This is a genomic window from Rubripirellula reticaptiva (genome assembly GCF_007860175.1).
Classification (GTDB): domain Bacteria; phylum Planctomycetota; class Planctomycetia; order Pirellulales; family Pirellulaceae; genus Rubripirellula; species Rubripirellula reticaptiva.
The window spans coordinates 276,280-299,020 of the sequence record NZ_SJPX01000004.1; the positions used below are offsets into that span (position 1 = coordinate 276,280).

Consider the following 22,741-nt stretch of genomic DNA (forward strand, 5'->3'; position numbering starts at 1 on the left):
AGTGACAAAATATGGATTCTTCCGTTTTATTGAACGGAATTTAAAAGCAACGCGAAGAAAAATTGTCGAGACAACGATCGCGAAGCATCAGCCTAGTCAGAACAATTCTTTTAGGGTGGCGTCCACCGAATCGGCCCAACTTTCTTCGGATTCCTCTTCGCTGAGCAGCGACAACGAATCAGCAGAAGCAATCAACGGACTTGGGCTGGGAATTTCCGGCGGAGCAACTGGGTTGCCGAAAGGCAAGAAGCTGAACTGGACCGCTGCCACCGTGTCGGTATCGTCCCCCAGCAAGAAGCCGTCGCCACTGATGTCCGTGAACGGATCGTAGCCGTCACCGCCGGCGAACGTGAACTGCACTGCTGCAACGTTGTCGGTGTCATCCCCGAGCAAGAAGCCATCGCCCGACGTGTCACCGGGAAGCACATTGATGCGGAAGGTGAAGTCGCCTCCGGCAGTTGTATTTCCCGACACCGTGCTGATCGATTCAGTCCAATCGCCGTCGAGTAAGTTGCCGCTGGTGTCCTGAACCGAGTCGTTAATGGTGAGCAGCAATTTTTCAGCGCCGAACACCACACTGCTGTCGAGTTGGATGGTCAGCTTGAACGGCCCCGCCCCGCCACCGTCGGTATAGATTGCGGTCAGACCCGGTGAAGCTTCGTAGTCGAGGATGTTGAGACCCGCCAGCGAAAGGTTGCTGAGGTCGATATCCGATCCGCCAAACTGCTGCACGTCCTCGCTGAACTCAACGATGATCGTGTCCAGTTTGGACCAAGTCATATTCTTGAGCTGATCAGCACCGGGCAGCGACAAGCCTTCCGCGTCGATCGGGTCAACGAATGACTTGAAGAAGGACGACCACGACGACGAAGCGATTTTCACCTCCGTGATCGTCGGCGGAGTATCGTCGACGCCGATCACATCCAAGCGAACTTCGCCTGCGGAATACACCACGTCCCAGCCCAGGCCAGCGGATAGAGCTGGCAGCGTTTCGACAGCGAATGTGCCGCTAATCCCTTCGGTCGACGTCATGATCGTGAACGAGTCGTCCAGTGCGGGCACGAATCCGTTGATCAGTTCGACTTTCAAATCACCATCAAGCGAGGCAGTTCCTGTGTGAACGATTTGGTCATGGCCACTGCTACCGGGCGTCGTGCCGCCAATTTCTAAAATGACGTCGGCGCCAGAAGCGTAGTCTACGCTTCCGCTGATAATTTGCGCGGGGCTGAAACCTGGACTGTACGTGCCGGTGATACTGACGTTGTTCAGGTTCCCGACGCCTTTGTAATAACCGGGAAGCGTGATCGGTTCGACCGGCCCGGTCAGGCTGTTGCCCGTGACGCTGCCGTTGATCATTGATAACAGGGCAATATCATCGGGCGTGTTGAGCGTGCCGAAGCCGGTCAAGTTATTTCCGGTGTCAATCAGTACGCCGTTGGCGGATATCAATGTGCCCGCAACACCGCCAGAGCCCAACGTCGTGAGTGATCCCAAGACCGCTTGATTGGAATCGAGAAGCGTTACCGTACTGGTGCCAACTTGTAGTTCGCCTCGCGTTGCAAAACCGATCGGGGACAACGCATTCCCAATCGTGAGGGAATCAAGTGCTTGAATCAACGATCCTGTTTCGCCGGCGAACGGGCCGTCGATTAAGCCGAAGCCGATCAAGGATTCCGCCGCACCTAAGACGATTGTGCTTGTCGACGCGAGTGTTCCGCCGTTGATGAGCGTGAGACTCCCCATATCCACGGGGCTGCTTGAACCAATCGTCAAGGATTCGTTGCTTCCAATGTTTAGCACGCTCGTCGCGGCAAACGTCAGCATGCCGTCAAAAGTCAATGCTTCATAGTCGCTGAATCGAATCGTGTTCGATCCGCCAACATCAAAGTTCGTCAACCGAGCATTTCCGAGCGGCGCCATATCCATCGAGTAGACCGACTGAGTATTCCCCGTCCCTGTTACAGTCAACGAGTCACCCGCACCGCTGCCGCCGAACACATCGATTCCGCCGGCCAACCGGAAATAGCCGCCCGTCGCGTAGTCGATGACGATCGCATCAGCGTCCAAGTTAGACCCTAAGATGGTCAGTGAGCTTGTGGTCGCCAGCAACGTGTTGCTCAGCAAGGAAGGTCCGGCCTGATCAATCACCAGCAAGTCGTCTCCACTTCGTCGAACCACGATGGAGTGGGAAACGCCTGACCCTAATGTCACGACAACTTCGGTACCGAACTGCGAAGTGGACGGGGCATCGATAACCACCAGTTCGTTGTTCGTCGTATCCGCAAGTGAGTTGCCCAGCGGGTCTGTCGCCACGACATCCACATTGAAGACACCCACCGCTAGGGGAGCAATCTGGTCGGTGAGAAGACGCCACGTGCCATCGTGCATGTTTTCGGCGGCGTACGTGTTGCTATCGATCGTAACGGCAATGCTTGCCGTTCGATCATTGACTGTACCCGTCAAACGAGGGCTGCTATTGATCGTCGTCAGCGATTCCACGGTGACCGCAGGTGCCGTCAGGTCGACGCTCCAGGTGAGTCGCAAACCGTTCGCCAGAGCGTGTCCGACTGAATCGGTGATTCCGGACGTCGAACTGTTCAAAACTAGCTCGTAACGTCCGTCACTCGACGTCAGTAAGTCGAGATTGCCGAGAGTCCATGTGCCTGCACCATTGTCGGTGAGTGTCGCACCGCCGGGCAATAGATTGCTGCCGCTATTGCGAGTAAGCACAAGGTCGTTGATGCCAAAGTTCTGAATGCCTTCGCTGAAAGTGATGACCAAAGAGTCAATCGGCGTGTTGCGAAGATTCGGCACAACAGGCGGTGCGGATACCGTTGGTGATGTTGTATCGGCGATCGTAATCGTTGACACACTCGATGTCGTGCTGCCACCGTCGTCGTCTTGAACCGTCACCGTCACGTTGTACGTGCCTGGATTAGCGTAGACGTGTTTGGAGGTGAAGGCGTAGTTGTTGAGCTGCGCAATCGCAAGCGGATGGAATTCAACTGCCAGATCGAGAGTGTACTCGTCACCAGCTTGCAACGTCGTCGCGCCTCCCGCTCCATCCGAACGTTGTACTAGGATCGCGTACTCAGCGGTTGCATTTGCGAAAAGTTCGATATAGTTCAGTTCGTTTGCCCAGATGTCACCGGTAGATAGCGTTCCAGTATCAACATTGACAATGGTTAGCACCGCATCGAAATTGGCATCGCGAACAGCGAAAACGTCAAAGCCGTATTGCGGTGCAACGAAGCGGTACCAGTCGTCGGTTCCGTCGCCCAACCCGCGGACGCTAACGCCCGGGAAACCACCAACGATTGGAATCGGACTGTTCTCTTTCCAAGGGAGAACCTCCAGATCCTGCCCCGTCGCGTACGTGTTGTTCGGCTCGACTTCCGCAAAGAGGTCTGGGCCAGCCATTGGAGGACGTTGCAACTGCATTCGAATTGGCAACACAGTTCCATCGCCATAGTCGACTTGGCCACGCAATGGTTCTTGATCTACCGTTCCAATAATCAACCCATTGATGTCAGACGCCGTGCCAGTGAATGTCACCGTGGTGTCTTCGTTCGCTGTCGTTGGACCGGACAGAGTTACATTTTGCGGTGCCAGGTTTTCGATGGTGATCTTCGTTGAATCTGTTCCAACGCCGCCGTCTTTATCCGTCACCTTCAGCGTTGCAACATATACACCGCTGTCTGGATATTTGTGCTGCACGTAGACATCATAGGTGCCCGGATATGTGTAAGTTTCAGACGTCCCATCGCCGAAATCCAACTCGTAGTTGAAATCACCGTCGGCGCTTACATCGCTAACCGTGAATTGCATCGTGACTTCGTTATTGTTCACGCCTTCGTCGATCGTCTGATCGGCGGGAGCGGTCACCACGGGAGCTCGATTCGCAACGATGATTAGCGTACTCGTCGGCGAGGTTGCTGCTCCGTCTTTATCCGTCACCGTCAATGTAGCGGTGTAAGTACCGTTGTCCTGCGGAATGAAGCTGACAGTTGGCAGATTCGCAGCAGGAGTTAACGAGACTGGATTCGAATTTTCGTCGACGATTGTCCAAGAATAAGTCAACGTGTCGGCTGAGCCGGCGTCGTGAATCACCGGTGCCAACGTGACTTGAACGCCTTCCGTTCCAAACGTCGTCGCCCCAAAGGCAATCGTCGGCGTGACGTTGCTTGTAACGACGGTCGAGACAATCTGGGTAGTGGCAAACGCAGTTGCGCCGATGGTGTCAGTTACCGTCAGTTCAACCGAGTATGTCGCATTGTCCGCGGCCGCGAACGCGAAGGTCGATTCCGTGCCGGCGATATCGGGCAAGCCGGCAGCGAAGGCTTGCCAAGCATAGGTGCGAGTCGCGTTCAAGGCCTTCTGCGAAACGCTCGACGAATCGAACATGAACACGTCGCCTTCGTCACCGGATTGGTTCGCAACCACCGCAATCGACGGATTGACTGAGATGGTGGACATCGTCGACGTAGCCGCCCCGAAAGAGTCCGTTGCCGTCAACGTAACAACGTAGGAACCAGCGAACATCGGCGTGAACTCGAAGTTACTTTCTGACGACACAAAACCCGCAGGTTCGCTATTGAATGAGACTTCCCAGAAGTACGATAGCTTGTCATTCACGCCGGGGTCGGTGGATGAAAGCGCGTCATACTTCACCGGTTGCCCCGCGATGAGCGTTCCGGTTGTCTGTTGGACGATCACTGGTGTGGGAGCGACGTTGGCAACCTGGATCATTGCCTCAGCTCGATCCGCTGCACTTTGGTCATCGTGGGCTATAACGGTCAACGTGAAGTCGCCTTCGTCAATGGCCGCAAAAGCCATCGGACTTACGCCACTGTCGGTGGACCAGGTGAATGGAGTGGCGACATCGAGTGAACTCACGACTCCGTTGCGAGCGTTGGAACTGCGATCCACGGCAATATCCCCACCCATTTCGTTGAGTGGGTAGTAGGCCGAAAGATCGGCTTCGGTGCCAACGACACCCTCGGCATGGATCTTGGCGATCTGCTGGGCAGTTAACGCTCGACGCCAAATCCCTAGCTCGTCGAGCTTGCCATCCAGTGCCTGGTTGGGATCGAAGCCTCCTCCAACACTATCTTGCTCTTGGCCTACGATTAAACCACCTGCCGCGACTTGCAATGGTGCAAGTGGCATCGCTTGCGTGCTGCCAATCTGCAGCCCGTCGATGTAAACCGCTACCGAAGTATCTAAGCCATTGCGAAGGATAACGAAATGGTGCCATTGGTTGTCGCTAAACGAAGTGGCGGATGTGAATGTGGTGATGTTGCCTCGGTGATAGAAGCTGACGGTATTGCCTTGTGTTGCAATCAACAGTTCATTGTCACCGGATGGAACCTGTGCATTGGCGGCGCTTAAGACAGCTTGAAAGCGTGTCGTCGCAGTTCGTAGCCAAAACGCGATCGTTACGTCAGAAGCCCCATCCAATATGGCTGGATCCAAGTCGATGACATCATTGTTCATCGCTAACGAGCCCGTGGTCAAATCGGTCACAACACCTCTGGCGTCGGTGACGGTTACCTGTCGTGTCGGTGGAGTTAAACCTGGGTCGGTAATAGTCAGGCCCGCTGCAGCCAGCAACTCGTCCGCCGTCTTACTGTCACCCTCATTCAAGTTCACCGTCTGCGGTGTGCCTGCGATCACGGGTGCCAGGTTTTGAGAGAAGAATGGGAACGCACCAGTTGCCGCGTGCGATACCGTGTACTTGCCAGTACCGTTTGGCGTGAAGGTAATCGTCGTTCCCGTTCCCGTTGCGACCGGCGCGCCTGCTGGATCGAATACCTTCCAGGCACCTGAGGAGGCCGTTGTCAGTGTCACCAAGTTGCCTTCGAGCGAAGTCAAATTTTGGTTCGCTGGCGACAGACCCGATATAGGTAGAGTCAAGCTGCGGAGACTGGTCAGTTTACCAATCGCGTCGGAGGGTGCGTACAGAATGCTATTGTGATTCTCAACGGACGAGTACAGTGTGTACGGTGAATTACTGGGAGACCCTGCTGACAAATTGTACGCCCGTATGACGTACGTGCCCGAAGCAGGAATGGTGAAATCGATCAGCGCCGTTGACCCTGGAGCTGCAACATGCGAAGCACTGCTAGCACCCGTATCGTCAATGAGATAGAGCCCCATGATGAAAGCGCGAGGCGGTACTTCGAATATCACTCGCGAACCTTCTAACGCGGTAAACGAGAATCTTTTGCTGCCAAACCCATTCAAGTTTCCCTGAATTGTGATATGCGGAATCGTGGTCGCGGTCGGTATTGCCGCGTTCGCTTGCAGGCTCCAAGGTCCATCGTCGATCGGCTGCGGAGGCGTCGAATTTTGGCCAATTTGTTCAACAATTTGAGTCGTGAACGGATTCGCGATTCCCGTACCATGCAGATTGAGATCCTTGAGCTTGGACAACCCATCGAGTGACTGAATGTCCGTCACGTTCTCGTTGCCGCTCAGGTTGAGAGATCGTAAACTGCTAAGCGTCGTAAGCTGAGCAAAATTCGCCTGCACAATGTCGCCGTTATTCAAATTGGCTGCACCGTATCCATTGACGGGATACGTTCCGCCCACAGCCGCGTACGGTACCAAAGTACCACCACCTCCACTGGTTACTTCCGGATTCGTCGAAGTATCAGATCCGGTCTCGGTTTGATGAGTAGCGAGATAAAGCTGGCTACCGGATCCAACCTTCACGTGCCCCGCCACGGGGCCAATGTTGGGCTGCGCCGCACCGTTCTCGAAAACCTCGATTTCACGATAGCTTACCGTGCCGCCATCGGACGAAGTCGCGGTCAGCGACAACTCGTTGGTAGTGATAGGCGTGTTGAAAACGAGCCAGAACGAGTCTACACCTGCATTGCCCCCGCTGGTTGTTCCACTGACGGTCCAAGTGCCAAGCGGCAGAAAGAAGCCCGTTGAAGATAAATACCTTAGTGTGTACGTGCCATCATCTCGATTGCCAAAACCGTTGTAAATCGCAATCCCACTGATCGTTTTGCTGGCTCCAAAATCGAGAATGACTTCGCTGTTCTGCGCTACGATTGCGTACTTGCCGTCAAACGACGTTGTATTTTGACTAGCTACCGAGTTACCGGAAAGATCCAGCGACTGCAAGTTCGTCAATTTGTCCAAGCCGTCCAATGTTCGGATGCCAAGTCCACTGGCATCCAGTGTGGAAATTGAAACAAGATCACTTGTTCGCACCGGACCGTAGATCTGTGGAATGCCACTTGCGTCAATTGTTGCAGGCTTGCCAAGGGCACTGGCTATCGCACGATTGAGAGCCGCATTTTCTATTTCGACCAATGGATCCACTGCTGGCCGCGTATCCTGAGAAATACTTTCCTCGAGCGTGGTCAACACAACCACGTCGCCAGGAGTGGAATCGCGAATTTCGATAGGCTCACCGGTAATGCTGTCCGCTCCGCTACGACCGAAGATGCGGTCGATATCGTTGTTGCCGACCAGCAAATCGTCCCCATCTCCACCATCGATCAAATCGCGATCTGGCAGCGTAGTAGTACCCGCGAATTGTCCACGAGAAGGAGCGTCCATGTCAAAGGTAAATGTGGACGCTGTATCATGCACGCGCAGGTAATAGGTGCCGGCTGGAACATTGCGCAGATCGAACACCGATTGATGGGCCGCGACAATCCCGCCGTTTGCGTCGATCAAGTCGACTGGCCCCTTAATTTCGTGATGGTCCACCGAAACGTGTAGCGTGTACGTTTGCCCGGCGGGAATAGGGCCCCCAGTTGCGTTATTGGCTACGATTTCTCCATTCTGGGAAATCGCATCATATTTTGCCACTCCGATGTAGAAGGTGCCAGACGCTGAAAACGTGTGATCAATGAACGACGCAGTCCCGGTTCCTTGACCTGAATCTGCGCCCGGACCTTGACCGTCGTCGTCTGTAGCTAGTTGATTACCGCTAGCGTCGAACAGGAACAGCTCTGTATCAAAGCTATTGTTATCGATATCAAAGATCGCTCGACTGCCAGCGATCGCTGTGAACTTGTAATAGTCGTAGGTACCGTCGCCAGTTCCTTGAATGCTCACGTGCGGGATATTGGTGGATTGCTCAATGTTGTCACTGGAAACATGTGACCAATGGGCAATGTCCAGGTCTTGAGCGCGACGACGCGGAGAATTCACAGGTTGTTCGGTGACAAACGTCGGGGATGCAGCATCCGTCAGCAGACGAATATAGTTGCCTGCTTTACCGTCTCCCAGCGTCGTAAAGCGGAACCACTTGTCGTCACCTTCGGACGGTAGCTCGAAGGGCTCGCCTGCGTTGGAAAAGACCTCAGTGCGTCCCGTCTCTGGATTTACAACGAACGAACCACTGCCTGGAACCGAAAAATTCTCGATATCAAAGATACCCGCAGTCGGCAGTTCGACCTGTTTGAGTGCCCCGTGCGCGACGTAAACCTGTCCAGCTTGAATATTTCCGCTTTGGCTCTTCGCGAGTGAACTGCTGATCGTGATGTCGTCGATACCGTCGCCGTTGAGATCGACAGTCGACAACTTTCGCGTCGACTGGAATTCGTCCGAGTAGGGAACGATCGTGTCGGCTTCATGTAAAGAAAAACGGGGAACGAAACCGTTCGCATTCTTCGATTCGATGACGTCAGCCATGTTATGGAACACGAACACCGAACTCGATTCTTTTCCAGCTGTTGTCGCTGCGAGATCCAGTGCACCATCACCATCAAAGTCACCGCTCGTGAGGACCCCTGTAAATCCATCGATGCTGGCGTTTGGAGTTGCGCTTACGGTTCGACCGGCGTTGCCGTAATAGATATTGTTCTGTCCAAGATTTTGTCCTGGAACACCTTGGACGATCGCAAAGTCATCGCGACCGTCGTCGTTCAAGTCACCGAGCGCATAAGGCGTTCCCGACTCATTACCAAAAGTTGTGACGGTTATTGCATAACGTTTTGGACGGGGTGTGCTTTGCAACGCCAGGAAATCATTTTCTGGATAGTAATCGTCTGGTTCAAGGTCATCGGAAAGACTTGGCAAAAACGGTGATATGATGGTTTGATATGAATTTATTATTTCTTCAGACACGCCAAAAATATGAGGGCTGTTAAGGGAGAAATTAAGAGCCCCCGCCATGATATTCGTTCTGAAGGTAAGCCCCCAATTTACGAGTAGCCCGCCAACTTCAATCCCTAGGCTATCCGTGACTTCAAGCGTCCAGATTCCGTAAGCCGTTTTGCCGTTAAGTACCGACAAGGATTGATCTGGGCGATACCCTCCCGCAGTCGCAAATGGAGCAGAACCGGCAGAAACTGCTGTCGCCGCAGAGTCATCGAACCTCGCATACGATGCAATGCCGGCGCCAGGGTTGAAGGTTCCGAAGTTGTTGCCACTCCCGCCGGCCCCAGATACAAGCCTCACTCGCTCCCCGTCAGGTGAGATTAGTGTTACAGTCAAATCGGAAGTCCAAGTGTGTTGAATCGCAACACTAACATCAATGTCAGTCACCAAACCAATATTGTTAAGAGAGAAGAGTTGCGATGTGACAGTTCCAGGTCGAGGAATCGATTTGTTTCCTTGATCGCCAAATTGCGAATTAAATGTTGGATAGTCGAAAGGGGGTTCTTGATAACCTATTCCCAGGGCGCTTCCGTTTTTACTTAGTACTACAAGCTTCGTTTTGTGCCCTTCAGTGACACCGAATCGAAGCAGTTTGTCCGCTGGGTTAGTCTGGTCAATATTTGCAAAGACTAAACCCGCCAGTGCCGATTGCGACAGCTTTTGGTTGATCTGTGTGACTATCGTTTCTAGTTGGTTATTGGACCTCTCGAAATCTATTTGAAGGTTTTCGACAATCCCATTCAATACGAAGCTAAGGTCTGCGGACCCTCCGTTTGCCAATCCGAGACTGGGTCGGAATACGAGGTCGCGGTTGATTGTCTGTGACAAAACGTATCGCATCAAACGATTGCCAAGCAGCAAATCATCGATGCCATCACCATTCACGTCGCCAACGACGGTTGCCTGGATATTTGATGATTCAGGCGAAGAGATTAGAGCTAATTGGTCATAGAGACCTAACTGACGATTGTCATTCGGAGCCGCAACGTTATAGATCTCATCTCCTGAATAGACGTAACCGATTGTGTAGTAGCCCAGTTCTATAGATTCCGCACCAACGGTGGATTCTCCCAGGATAACGACATCATCTCGGGAATCACCCGTCATGTCCAAAAGATGCAAGTTTACACGTTCAGATAAATGCGCACCCTGCAAGTTGATCGTGCGGAAACTGCTTGTACCCACATTATTGACGAAACCTGACACAAACGCTTCGTTCCAATTTCGCGGCCATGGCTTAGCGAGGAGAGACGTACCCGCGTCCATGGTCTTGCCGCCGAGCACAACGGTGACGATGGCCGTACCATTTTCGCTGCGCACAAACGCTAGATCGCCGATGCCGTCGCCGTTGATGTCACCTTGACTTGTCGCCGGTCTCCCTAGAGCTGTGTGATCAATGACGATGTCCGCAACTTGATCAATCTGTTCGATGGCATCGAGATCAACTGGTCCGAACAAAAGATAGCTAGTCGTTGTGCCGCTCGCGATGAAATCATCGTAGCCGTCGCCATTGAAATCGCCGACAGTTCGCAAGCTAGAAAGCTGCTCGCTCGCGTCGACGCCCTCCAGACCAAATGCTTGCGAAGTGAGTTGAGCCTGAGTCTGTTGCGATGTTCCATAGTGCTCGGCAACTTGCTCTGGTGTAAACGATTCGTTGAACAGATAGAATTCGTCCAGCTCACTCGAAAACTGATTGTTCACCTCATTGAACTGCTGGCCTGCATCGAGCAGCGCCGCTGGGATAACTGCTTGCCCAACGCTTTGTCCATCAAGATAGAATGTCGCACCATCGGTATTCGCTACCACCGTCAACTGGTGCCACTGATCTGCCCATTCACTCGGCGAAACATCAAACCCGCTGTCGTAGAAAGTAAAGGCGGAGGTTCCCTCTCGCACAATGTAGATCCCCAGGTTTGACGTGTTTTCCTCGATTGCGATCGACAGGTCGTAGATGAACCCATCGGTCGGATACAACAACGTCTTGAAGATTGAGTGTTGTGGACCACTGCTCTTGAGATTCTGGAACCAGGCCGATGCCGTCCAAGTGGATTCGAGGTTCGGCTGAACGTTTACTTTGGATGTCGGTGCCGAAAATGCGGCTGCACCGGCATTGATTCCACCGCTCGCATAGGTGACATCCACCAGCTGAGCAGCAATACCCTGTCGACCGACATTTCGGCCAAGATCGGCGGGAGAATCGAAGGTAAAGTGGACGATCGGACCGGATTTGTATTCTTCGCTGTTTAGGTAAACACCGGGGCGTCCCGCCTCGGGCAATGTAAAGTAGGGCGCAACCAACTCGTAACGGTATTCTTCCGAGAATCCGAAGGAAGTATGGGCAATCACTTGCCCCGGTAGGCGCGGCGTTAGCGGAATGGCCGAAGTATCCTTCAAACCAAAGATCTGATCGTTGCCGCCGCCACCAAGAAGCTCGTCGTTGCCCTGCGAACCCATGATAAGATCATCGCCGGGACCACCACTAATCTTGTCACTGAGGGCTCCGCCGAATAGTTGATCGGTACCTGGACCACCGCTGATATTCAGTCCTGCTTCGGTGGCACCTTGTTGATAGTTGCCAAGCTTGATGCCCCATTCTTCCAGCGTTTCGGGGAAGACGTAACTTGGATCCGCATGGAAGGTATCGTCGCCAGCCTGCAATTCGATTTGCGTGTTCTCGACGTTGTTCGTCTGATAGAACAAATAGTCACGCTTGAACGTGGCCAGGTCCGGTTCGCTGGCATCTTGCTGGCCGTTGCCGTTGGCATCTACGTAATCATGCAAGAACTTTTGCTGGCCAATGTCCCATACGAGACTGGTGAATTCGTAGCGATGGAAGCCGGTGTTGTAACGCAAGGCCGCAAAATCGGGCACTTCGAAGCCACGGCGATCGAGATTACCGCCCACGTACAACATGCGGTCTGTACCGCTGCCGCCATCGATTTCGTCGTTCATCGTCGGCAGATAGGTCTTTGAGGCTGGGTCAAACACCGTGTTCGGCTGATTCCCCAACAGCGGTAGCTGATCAGGAATGATTTGGAACGTATCGTCGCCCTCACCGCCGAGCAGCAAATCCCCAGCGCCGCGATCCAGTCCACCGCTGATCACATCGTTGCCATCGCCGCCCAGAATCCAATCTTTGCCTGGTCCGCCGAGCAGAATGTCATCGCCTCGACCACCGATGATGATGTCACGGCGAATCGCATCGCTGCGCGTCGCCAAATCAACGACTGGCAACATTCCGCCTAGATCGAACTCGATACCGTAAATCGTCGGCGTCAAGTTCGTGTTGATCTTGAGCAAATACTCTGTACCAACGCTCAGTCCCAAAGCGGCAAGATCCAACGTTACCGATTGCAGGCGAGTTTGCTCTGCCCATGCTGACACATCAGGATTAGTTTGTCGCTCAATTTCGAAGAGTTGCACCGTAAGGTCATCGATTGGCGAAGCGGTCTTTACCGTGACAGTACCCGTCGTTGCAGGCACCGTGAATTTGAACCAATCGACATCACCTGCGTGATCGATGGTCAAGCCGTCGAACTGCACGCCACCGGCCGGGACGCTGAGCGGATACGCAAGCGGTGCGATGTCATTGCGACCGATCAAACCATTCGTTGTGCCCGATTCTGCTTTGTCGGCCAGGATCGCATTACCGCCGCGAATCGTAACTTGATCATCGCCGTCACCGGCATCGATCCACACCGACTTCTGCACGGTTGGTCCAACGATGATGGTGTCGTTACCCGCTAGTGCATCGATAATGATCGCTTGGAAATCGCCCTCGGGCGGTAACAGATGGTTGACCAAGTTGCTTTCAAGTCGCTTGACATCCAACTTTTGCAGATCCGTCAGCGTTTCATTGCCCGTGAGTTCGCGCATCGCCGCATAGTCGGCAAGCAAATCGTTCGGCGTCCAAATTGGATTGCCGTCAGCGTCGGTTGCCGCAAAGTCCAAACGCACTTGGGCGTCAAACGTCACGTTGCCGTTGTTATCGGTCAGTCGCGTGATCAAATGGTGATCGGAGAGCAGGCCGGGTTCGGTAACAAAGTTGACGCTAATTTCATCACTGGCGTTGGTACCGCCGACATACCAGACTTGGCCTGTCGCTTTGGCGTACTCTTTCCACTCATCACCAGGAATCGGACCGCCCATGGATTCGAACTTCGTGCCGTTGGAACGATAAAGGGTATTCGCACCGCCACGACCGTACATGAAATCTAGAATGGTTCCGCCGTACAGGTTGTCGGTGCCTTCATTGCCCAGCATGCGGTTCAGTCCAGTGCTCTCCTGTTGAAGCGTGCCATCTGCGGAGTTGTCGACTAGGCTGCCGTCAGCAGCCGTGAACACGCCGAACTCACTGCCTTGGTCAGGATCAAACGTCCATGCGTACAAGAAGTTTGTTCCCTGCCCACCGGTCAGATCATCGTTGCCTTGGCCAGCGAATAGTCGATCTTCGTCAGTCGTAAAACCGGCACCGTTATCGCCTAACAAGCGGTCGTCGCCCGCGAAACCGAAAATCGTATCGTTCCCCGGGCCTCCCGCAGCCCGATCACGACCGGCGGAACCGATGATCGTATCGTTACCACTATTGCCTTCGATGGTACTCGTCCAATCACCTCGTGCGGCGATTTGCGAAACGTCAAACACTTTGGAAGCTGCAGGGGCGACCAGTGGCAGCAGCGTCGGATGCACTCCGGCAAAACCGATCGTATCGTTGCCGGCAAGTCCCGCGATTTGGAATTGTTCAACCAGCAAGTTGCCAGACGAGTCGAGAATGTCGACAAAAACTACTCTGTTTGCAGCCACGCCCGACTTGTAATCGACTCGCAATTGCGGATGCTGCCCGGGCGTCGGAATCGTTTGGCTCAGTCCGATTTCGTCGTTGTTTTGCGAGCCGTTGATGATCAACACATCGGTGGCGTCGTCGTCGGCAGTTGTATCACCAAGGAAGTTGCCGTGATGGCCATCGATGATATCAGTACCGACTTGCAAAGAGTTCATCGCCGATACAACGAACAGGTCATTTCCGCTACCGCCGTATTGTGTGTCATTGCCCTTCTGGCCGTCTAAGTAATCCGTGTCAGAACCGCCCCACATTTCATCATCGCCGCCACCGCCGAAGAGTTTGTCTTCGCCGCCATCTCCGAGCAGTTTGTCGGCCCCTCCGGTCTGATCGGCGGATGTGTTGGTGGCATAGTTCGGCCCAGATAGATAATCGCCTCTCAGCAGGTCATCGCCCGCACCACCAACAAGTATCTCACTGCGTATATTGCCATTGAGCGTGTCGCCGTCGTTGCCACCAAACAACTGATCGCCAACGAGCGTGTGTTGGCTGGCCGAAGAATCCGGCGCGTAAGCGTTGAGCGTATCACTGCCGTCGCCGCCAAACAAACGCTGGCCCGACTGGACTGCACCATTGCCCGCATCACCATAAAGTTGATCGTCCCCACCGTCGCCGAGGAGATGATCAATCCCGGCTCCTCCGTGCAACACGTCGTTGTTTCCGCCACCGCGAATCACGTCATCGCCGTCTTGTCCATCGACATTGATGTCATCGCCAGCGCCTGCGTCAATGTAGTCCGCACCAGCGCCGCCAAGAATCACGTCCGCATCCGCACCGCCAAACAGCAAGTCACTATCGTTGCCGCCATCAAGCGTATCGCGTCCGTCACCTTCGACGCCTGCAATCGAAAGCTTTGCTACGAACACAGGAGTTACGTTTTTCGCCGGAACATAGCCGGTCGGATAAGCCGCTTCCGTCGTAGAGTAATACAAAGGCCGTTCGAAATTGGCGGTGTTCAAGAAATCGAACTTCGTCAAGTCGGTGAGCGTTGCGAATCCGCCCCACAGCACATCCTCGCCGTCTTGACCAAACAGCTGATCGTCGCCAAATCCGCCGATCACAAAGTCGTTGCCGGCTCCGGCGTAAACCTTGTCATTGCCACTGCCCGCATCGATAAGGTCGTTACCGCCGAAGCTAGTGATCACATCGTTGCCGCCACCACCTTGAATGACGTCTTTGCCGTCACCGCCGTAGATGGTGTCATTGCCGTCTAGCGTATTGTTGACCGAGCCGAGTTCGTCGTTGACGCCATCACCATCGATCGTGTTGTCAAAAGCGAGCGGCGAAGCGTAAATCAAGTCATCGCCACCGCCACCGACCAGCACATGGCTGGCTTCGTCGCCTTGCGATATATCGCTGACGTTGAAGTACAGTTTGTCGTTACCCAGCCCACCATACAATTCGTCGGATGCGAGTCCGCCTTCGAGCAAGTCATCACCCTGTCCGCCATAGATCACATCGCGGCTGTTTTCACCGAACAGTTGGTCGTCGCCCTCTTCACCGTGCAGCGTGTCATTGCCTTCGCCGCCACGGATGACATCATTGCCGATTCCACCGTAGATCTCGTCGTTACCGTCGTTGCCAAAGATGCGATCGTCACCTTCGTCGCCATAGATCTTATCGCCGCCCGCTCCGCCTTCGATCAAGTCACCGTCGGCTTCGCCATGGATCTCGTCATCGCCACCTTCGCCATAGATACTGTCGAAACCGATACCCGCGTAGACCACGTCATCGCCGCCGCCTGCATGAACGGTATCGTTGCCATCGCCAGCATTGATGTAGTCGTTGCCTTCGCCACCGAAGAGTTGGTCGTTTTCTGCACCGCCGAATAGTTGGTCATCGCCCGCCTCTCCCATTAAGGAGTCGAGTCCTGCGCCACCTTCGATGGTGTCATCGCCGAGTCCACCACGCAGGTCATCGTTGCCTTCGTCGCCGCGCAAGATGTCGTTGCCTGAACCACCAATCAACGTGTCATTGCCAACGCCACCTGATAGTTCAACCGGAATGGTGATGTCCTTGCTGACGATGATCTTGTCGTCACCCAAACCGGCGTTGCCGACGATCTTCGTAATGCCGGTGTAGACTTGCGATCGGCCAAACGCTTCGATGATCACGCTGCCCGGTTGGGGGCCGGGATACAACTTGTACTCATCCGCTTCGTCGGTATTGAACAGCAGGCTGCTGCGGTCGGCGGAGTTCGCACCAATGTTCAATCGCAACGTGGTGCCATGCGCAGCATCTCCGTCGTTGGTCGCCTCGGTATTCGTCCCGCCGATAAACTGGGCCAATTGCAGGCCTTCGCCCGTCGGTCGCGGGAAGTTGAATTCGAACAGAGTGATTCGCGCTAGATCAAATTCTTCCGTATACGAAAACGGGCCGATGCCAATTGTAAGATCGGCGAACAGACCTGCGTCTAGCTTGCCATCGATATCGAAAATATGAACTGGGCCGAAGCCGTCTTTGGTGCCTAGGAGCGTGTTATCAAGCAGTTCAACTAAGCGGACTTTACCGTCGTCGTTATTGTCATGCAGGTTGAAATCGATATTCGCGAACAATCCGCCACCCACGGATGCTTGGATGAAGCCCGCGTTGAGCGAAGCCGCTGCGGTGATGGATGCTGACAAGATGACTTCGTCGATATCGGCTCCGGTACCATCCGCGTTTTCGCGATCAGAAACATAGAAGCCGTTGAAAACGTCTTCAAAGTCTCCGGTCTGTTGGAACTGTTGAATTCCAAACGTATCAAAGCCAAACGCGAAATCGATCCGCGCACCAACTGCTCCGGCCAACTGCACACCGACGATGGGGAACACAGGCAGTGGGAAGAATTTCTTGATGCTCGCGTCGAGTTCCAGGGTCGGGAATTCGAGTGTGAATAGATTGGCAACGTTGCCGCTGAGCAGTCCCATCAAATTCGATGGATCGAGGATTGGGAAGCCGAGTTTGATCTTGTTGTCGGGCTCGTCTTCAAGAGCTTGCACCGACTTCACAAAGTTATCGGGATCGAAATTTCCCGAGGCCGGCGCCAGAGTTCTCAGCGCGTTGGCAACTTCTGCTGCAGTTCCGGTTGGGGAGAAGGTCCGCGTGACGGGATCAAAGATTGCGCCGCCCATGTTCAGCAGCTTGCCACTGCCGAAGTCGGGGATGCTTTGCAGAATCTTATCGAAGTCCGCCACCGACTGAATGAACGCCGCCGCTTTGGCAACTGATCCGCCTTGCAGTTTGAGCAAGTCGAGCATCGTGATGCTGCCGCCCGCCAGATCACTAACGATCGGCACCGGCTGACTCAAGAAATCGATGATCGGGCGGACGGGTTCCAGGATGTTGTCCACTTCTTCGAGCACGGTGCCAGCAAAACCGCTGAAAAATGCACCCAGATCGAGACTGATATCCGTAAACTCGACGTTCGGCAACTGCAGCGACTCGCCCAGCATGTATTGCCAGTCAATCGCCAGGTCGGTTTGCAAACTTGGGAACGAATTCGAGCCGCCGAAGCTGGCGAGCAAATGAAGATCGAGCGATGCGTTAGCTGTGGCATCGATTTTAAGTACATCTTTGTACGAATTGACTGTCAGGATTTCTCCCAACGTCAGCAATCCGTCGTCCTGCCCGGGATCGAGAATGTCGACAGTAAAGCGGCCAGCAAAACTATTGGCCACACCGACGGCGCGTTGGCCGCTGGCGACAAGACCGCTGCCGTTGCTTCCCTGTTCAAGTGCAGCAGTGAACAGAGTGTTAAGCATCGCGTTCGTATTAATTAACGTAACAACATTTTGTGCTGTTGTTGCACCCGACACTTTTAGCGTCAACGCACGTCGGCTTAAGTCATAGACAAAGTCGTTGTTGTCTTGGGCCGTCTTCTGGACAACGCGGACATCGAAGTTGGCGGTACTGCCGCCTGCCATGCTCGTGATGTTGAATTGTGAGTTGAGCGGTTGTTCGTCGCCGATCAGAGCCGCTGGCTTGGCGAGATTTCCTTGCGAATCACGCCACAAGTCGGCATCCAATCGCAAAAATCCAAGTTCGCCGCTGGCCGAAAGTCCTGGAACGCCGACGTCAACGAAGACTTCTAGGAAACTTTCGCCTGTGTCGATAAAGAATCCGTGATCAAGGTCCACACCGAAGCTCATGCCCAGTTCAAAGCCCAGCGTACCGGTGACATTCGCATCGACGTCGAGATTCAAACCCGGGATGCCCAGGTCAAAATCAATTGGCAAGTCGAGTTGGCCGAGATCGTTGCCTAATAGAATTTGGAAGCCGATGCCGGGGTTTAGCTGTTGGATCACGATGTCGTCGATCGTGACCTGGTTGTCACCGGTCAAGTCTTTCAACAGGTTGATGCCGTTCGGGCCAACCGCGTCGAGCAAATCTTGGCGTACATCGTCATAAAGATTCGAGAAAGTACCACTTTCCTGATTCGAAGCGTTGTCAGAGAAGTTAGCCGAGACGCTGTCTTTGATGTCTCGCAGGAAGTTCGCTTGGTCTTTCAGCTTGTCGCCGACGAACGGCAGCTCAACTCCAAAGACTTCGCCTTCCATCGCATTGATCAGCAAATCGAATGCACCATCCCAACCGCCGACGAGCGCCAGAATATTGAAGTCGCCCGCCAAAACGTCTTTCACATCTTGAATCACCGTCGCGGGATCACGACCGTCGATCTGCAAACTGAAGTTGTCAATCGAGAGGTCCGTTAGATCGGTGTCGCTGACCGACGCTTCGAACGAATACGGTCCGATTGGCAAGCCCGAAAAACCCAGCTGCGCAGTTAGCGACGAACTCAAGTCACCGGCGAATTCAAAGTCGCTTAAGTCCAAGCCGTTCTGAGCCGTCGTGACGATCTCGTCAAAGAAGTGCCGTCCGTCATTGTTGTCGTCGGTGATTCCGACGCTGAAGTTTGCGTACTGGTTGTTCTGTGGGTCGGCGGTCACTGTTCCGTTGAACGCAAAGTTTCCGCTGGTTAGCGAGGCACCGATGGGGCCCAACGATACGTCAAAGTCGAATGGCGATGCGGCTGCTCGCACAAGGACGCCCAGTGACGTTCCATTGGTCACGCCATCGTAAAGAAATGGTTTCGGTGTTCCGTACTCTGGCAGTTCGATTCCGACCGAAAGTTTGACTTGTCCGAGCGCATAAGCACTGACCAACGCATCTCCACGCGCATCAACAAAGCTCGACAGGCCACTTATCCCTAAGTCCGCTAAATCGATGCTGATCGGAACTTGGAAGCCAAGCGGATCAACCTGGTTCTGCACGCCAAAATCCGTCCCAATATCGAACGGTAAATCGATCCGCAGCGCAAGTTCATTACCAGTCTCGTCGAGCGACAAGCCGAACGCCGTGTTGTCGGCTTGTAAGGCGCCCAGGTAAGTGACCAGGTTCGTGTAGTGCTGGCCGCTGAAATCTTTGCCGCCAGATGGGAAGTTGCTGAGCGAGTCGAGCTGAACGCCATCGAATACCAACCCGCTGTTGAGCTGAGGAAGAATCGAAACGGCAAAGTTCGGATACGTCGCACCGCCACCATTGCTCTCTGCCACGCCAAAGATGTCTTCGAACACTTCGTCCAACTGGCCAAGACCACTGGCCGTCGTGCCGTTCATGTTCGAGATGATTTCCGCAAACGTGTCGGTAAAGTCGAGCACTTCGGAAATGTTGACGTTTAGCATCGGTAGTTGCTGGTCGAACAACGGTGATTCGGCGATTGAGTTCTGCAGCAAGTCGAGCGCATTCTTAAGCGTTTCGATGATCGTTTCGCTGTTGAGTGACTTCAATCGCTTTAGGTAGTCGCCGGTATCGCCGAGTCCTAGGTCGTCGAGATTGAAGTTCTCTGGCAACGAAAAATCACTAACCGTCAGATCAGGGACGTCGAACGAAAGCACGCGTGAAAGAGCTGGCAAGGAAAACGAGCCCAAGTTCAGATCAACCGAAAATGGAAGTTCAAAGTGCGCGGATCCGCTGATCTTCGGTGTGGCGATGTATCCGGTGAGGTCTTCTTTGATACCAAGCTTGGTGACGGATGCTGCATCACCTGGGGTTGCCGGCTTGATGGTCACGAAGCGACCAACACCGTCGGTTAGAAAGAAATTGAGCTTGCCGCCGCTTGAAACAACTCGCACTAGATTTGCGTCGGGATTCGTCGCGCCTTGAACGATCAATTGACCATTCAATCCAACTAGCACCGCAGCGAGATCATCCAGTGTCGAACTGGCGGCAATATCAAAACCAACCGTTAGATCGGATGTGGTGCCATCCGCTTTGGTGATTTCAATTAGCAAGTCGCCAGAGTACGCTTCGCCAAACTTAATAGGCTTCTGAGCCTGCAGTCGTAGCTTCGCCGCGCTAGCGAGTTCCACCACTTCCGTGCCGTCGATGCGACCGTCCGTAGCCGTTGTCGACGGATAGGCCGGCGTGAACTCGGCCTTGAGTGAGCCAAGGGCTGTACCATCGGCGATCGCGATTTCGACGAAGCCAAGTTGTGCTGCTCCGTCGATGTTCGAGCTCAACGATGCCGTGGCCGAGAACATCGGTACGCCGGTCTTGGGACGCACGAACACTTCATTGGCAAGGCTCTGTCCGTGCAGCGGACCGGTTCGCAAACCGTGTGTCACTTCATCGGGTGTGCCGTCGGCGTTCAGAAAGATCCCTTCGTTGCCTGTTCCGAATAGCCCCAGTGTTGGACCGGCGAGCGAGCCGTTGAGCATCTCGAACTTGAGTTTGCTGCCGGCAGAACTCGTTGTGGTATCGACGATGATCAAGCCTTGATTGAAGGTCCCGCCATCGATCAGGTTTTGTTGAGTATCGAATGTGACGACTAACCCAGCACCCGCCAATGCGGTTTTTAAATCGCCAACGGTTGCGTAGTTGTCAAAGTCCAGGTCTGTCGCTGTGCCGTTGCGCAGCGTGACACGCAAGTCATTTCCGGTTTCGGTTTGCAATTCTTCGCCACCGTTAAGTGTTGAAAGCAAAGTGGCATCGCCAAAACCAAAGCTGGCGCCAGGTTGTTCCAGCTTGATGCCGATCTCTAACGCAGCGGCAAGTTCTGCGTCGACCCTGAGTGATGAATCGGCTTGAATGTTTAGCTCGCCAATGCCGGCACCGAACTCGATGGGAAAGGTGGCCGCGTTGAATAAATGGTCGAACGAAACGTCGAACAGGATCTCGGCTGGCGAAGTCGCGGTCTTAGGGACATAGGTTGTTCGCTCGGCAACTTTCGCAGCGAACTCTTGCGCGTTCTTGAAAGCCGCGACGAGTTGATCTTGGCTGGTTGCGTCTGCCGAAGCATCAATGATCTCGGCTCCGAATGCATCGCCGATGCTGAGCACATCGCTCAGCGTCTTGCCGCCCGTGAACGGAATCTCGGCGTCAAACGTATTGATGCTGCCAAAGGTATTTTGAAGTTGCTGCAGAGCGTTGAAGAATCCATTTGCGGAAACGGTCCGAAACTCGGACAGCTCTTCCGTGTTGATTTGGATCTCCGGCGGAGTAGCTGTGTCGAACAAGTCTGGTTCGTCGAAATCGATACCTGCTGTGAATAATTCGAGACCAGAGAGGTTCGTTCTGATTGGCAGATGCAGGCTAAAGCTGTTTTGCCCAGGGGTCGGCGTTACGTCGACGACCGTCGTGAGGTCATCTGCCGAAAGCTGCGCTAGACTGACTCGCTGTGCGACGGTGTCGAAAGAAACACTGAGCGCTAAACTGGCTGTCGAATCTTCGAGAGTTACACCTAAGAATCCAACGCTGGCTTGAATCGGTGACGGAGTCCCTAAGTCGATCGATGCGCTGATTTTGTTTTGCGCTAGATCGTCATCAAACGAAATGAATGCTCCGTCGGCGGCAGTCGGCTTGGTTCGATCAATCCCGATCGTGATGTTAAAGTCGATCGCGAAGTTTAACTTTGCGGTTAGGGCACCGTCGATCGTGATCAGATCACGCAAGTTCTCGTTTTGTGAGATCGCATCTGCCAGGTCGTAGTTGATGTCGACGCTTCGGCCGTAGGTCGCATCGATGGTAAAGCTCAACAGCGAGCCCGGCGTATCGACAACGGTGACGGTGCCGGAAAGTTGCGGCAGATCGGCGATGGCTTGATTGACAGCCGCCTGAAGTCCTTCGACCGTCGGGTTCGCTGTCGTTGGTGCCAGATAAGTTTCAATCGGCGTCGCAAAGGACTCGCCGAAGGCCGCATCGATGTTGACCAGGTCACCGATGCTGGTATCTACCAATGGCAGTTGGGTCTTGAAAGCACCGAAGTCTTGCAATCGAGACGCAAAGCCGTCAATGGAAGCAACGGTATTTCGAATAGCACCGGCTTCCGAATAACTCAGGGGAGTCACGGCGAGCAAACGCCGTGACTCCAGGGTTTCCATGCTCAGTCTTATGGACTGCCGAAGAGATGAGCGGCTTTGGCGGGATTTTAGATTCTTAACACGCAAACGTTTGGGCAGGTTCAATGAAGTCTCAATATTGCGTTGTCTTAGGCGGGGCATGCGAGTGGCCACTCTAGTCTTGGCCACGCCCGTCGTCGCAGGACGAATAAAATTTGGATGTGTATTTAAGGGGGCCTTCTTTGGCGTTTAACCGAAAATTGAACTGCAACGTCGTCAATCAACGAAACCGAAAAGATTTGTTTTGGCGTCGATGCGATCACACAGCAGGAATTTTGGGTGCGCAACTGTACACGGAAAGTCCCCAGGGGAAGGGGGCTTGATGGGAAGGTGTCTTGGCGAATTGATTCAAGCGAGGCAGTTTTTCATTGTGTGCAGTCACGCCGCACGACTA

1 protein-coding gene is annotated in these 22,741 nt (G+C 53.9%); it reads right to left on the reverse strand.

Going from position 1 to position 22,741, the window contains the following annotated elements:
- Positions 1-96: 96 nt before the first annotated feature.
- Entirely contained in the window at positions 97-22,329 is a 22,233-nt protein-coding gene (locus tag Poly59_RS18030) for a PKD domain-containing protein (RefSeq protein ID WP_186776362.1), read from the reverse strand.
- Positions 22,330-22,741: the final 412 nt, after the last annotated feature.

Bases quoted from the DNA above. Each gene is read 5' to 3' on its own strand.
- Poly59_RS18030 (WP_186776362.1), bottom strand. From the start codon at position 22,329: ATGGAAACCCTGGAGTCACGGCGTTTGCTCGCCGTGACTCCCCTGAGT.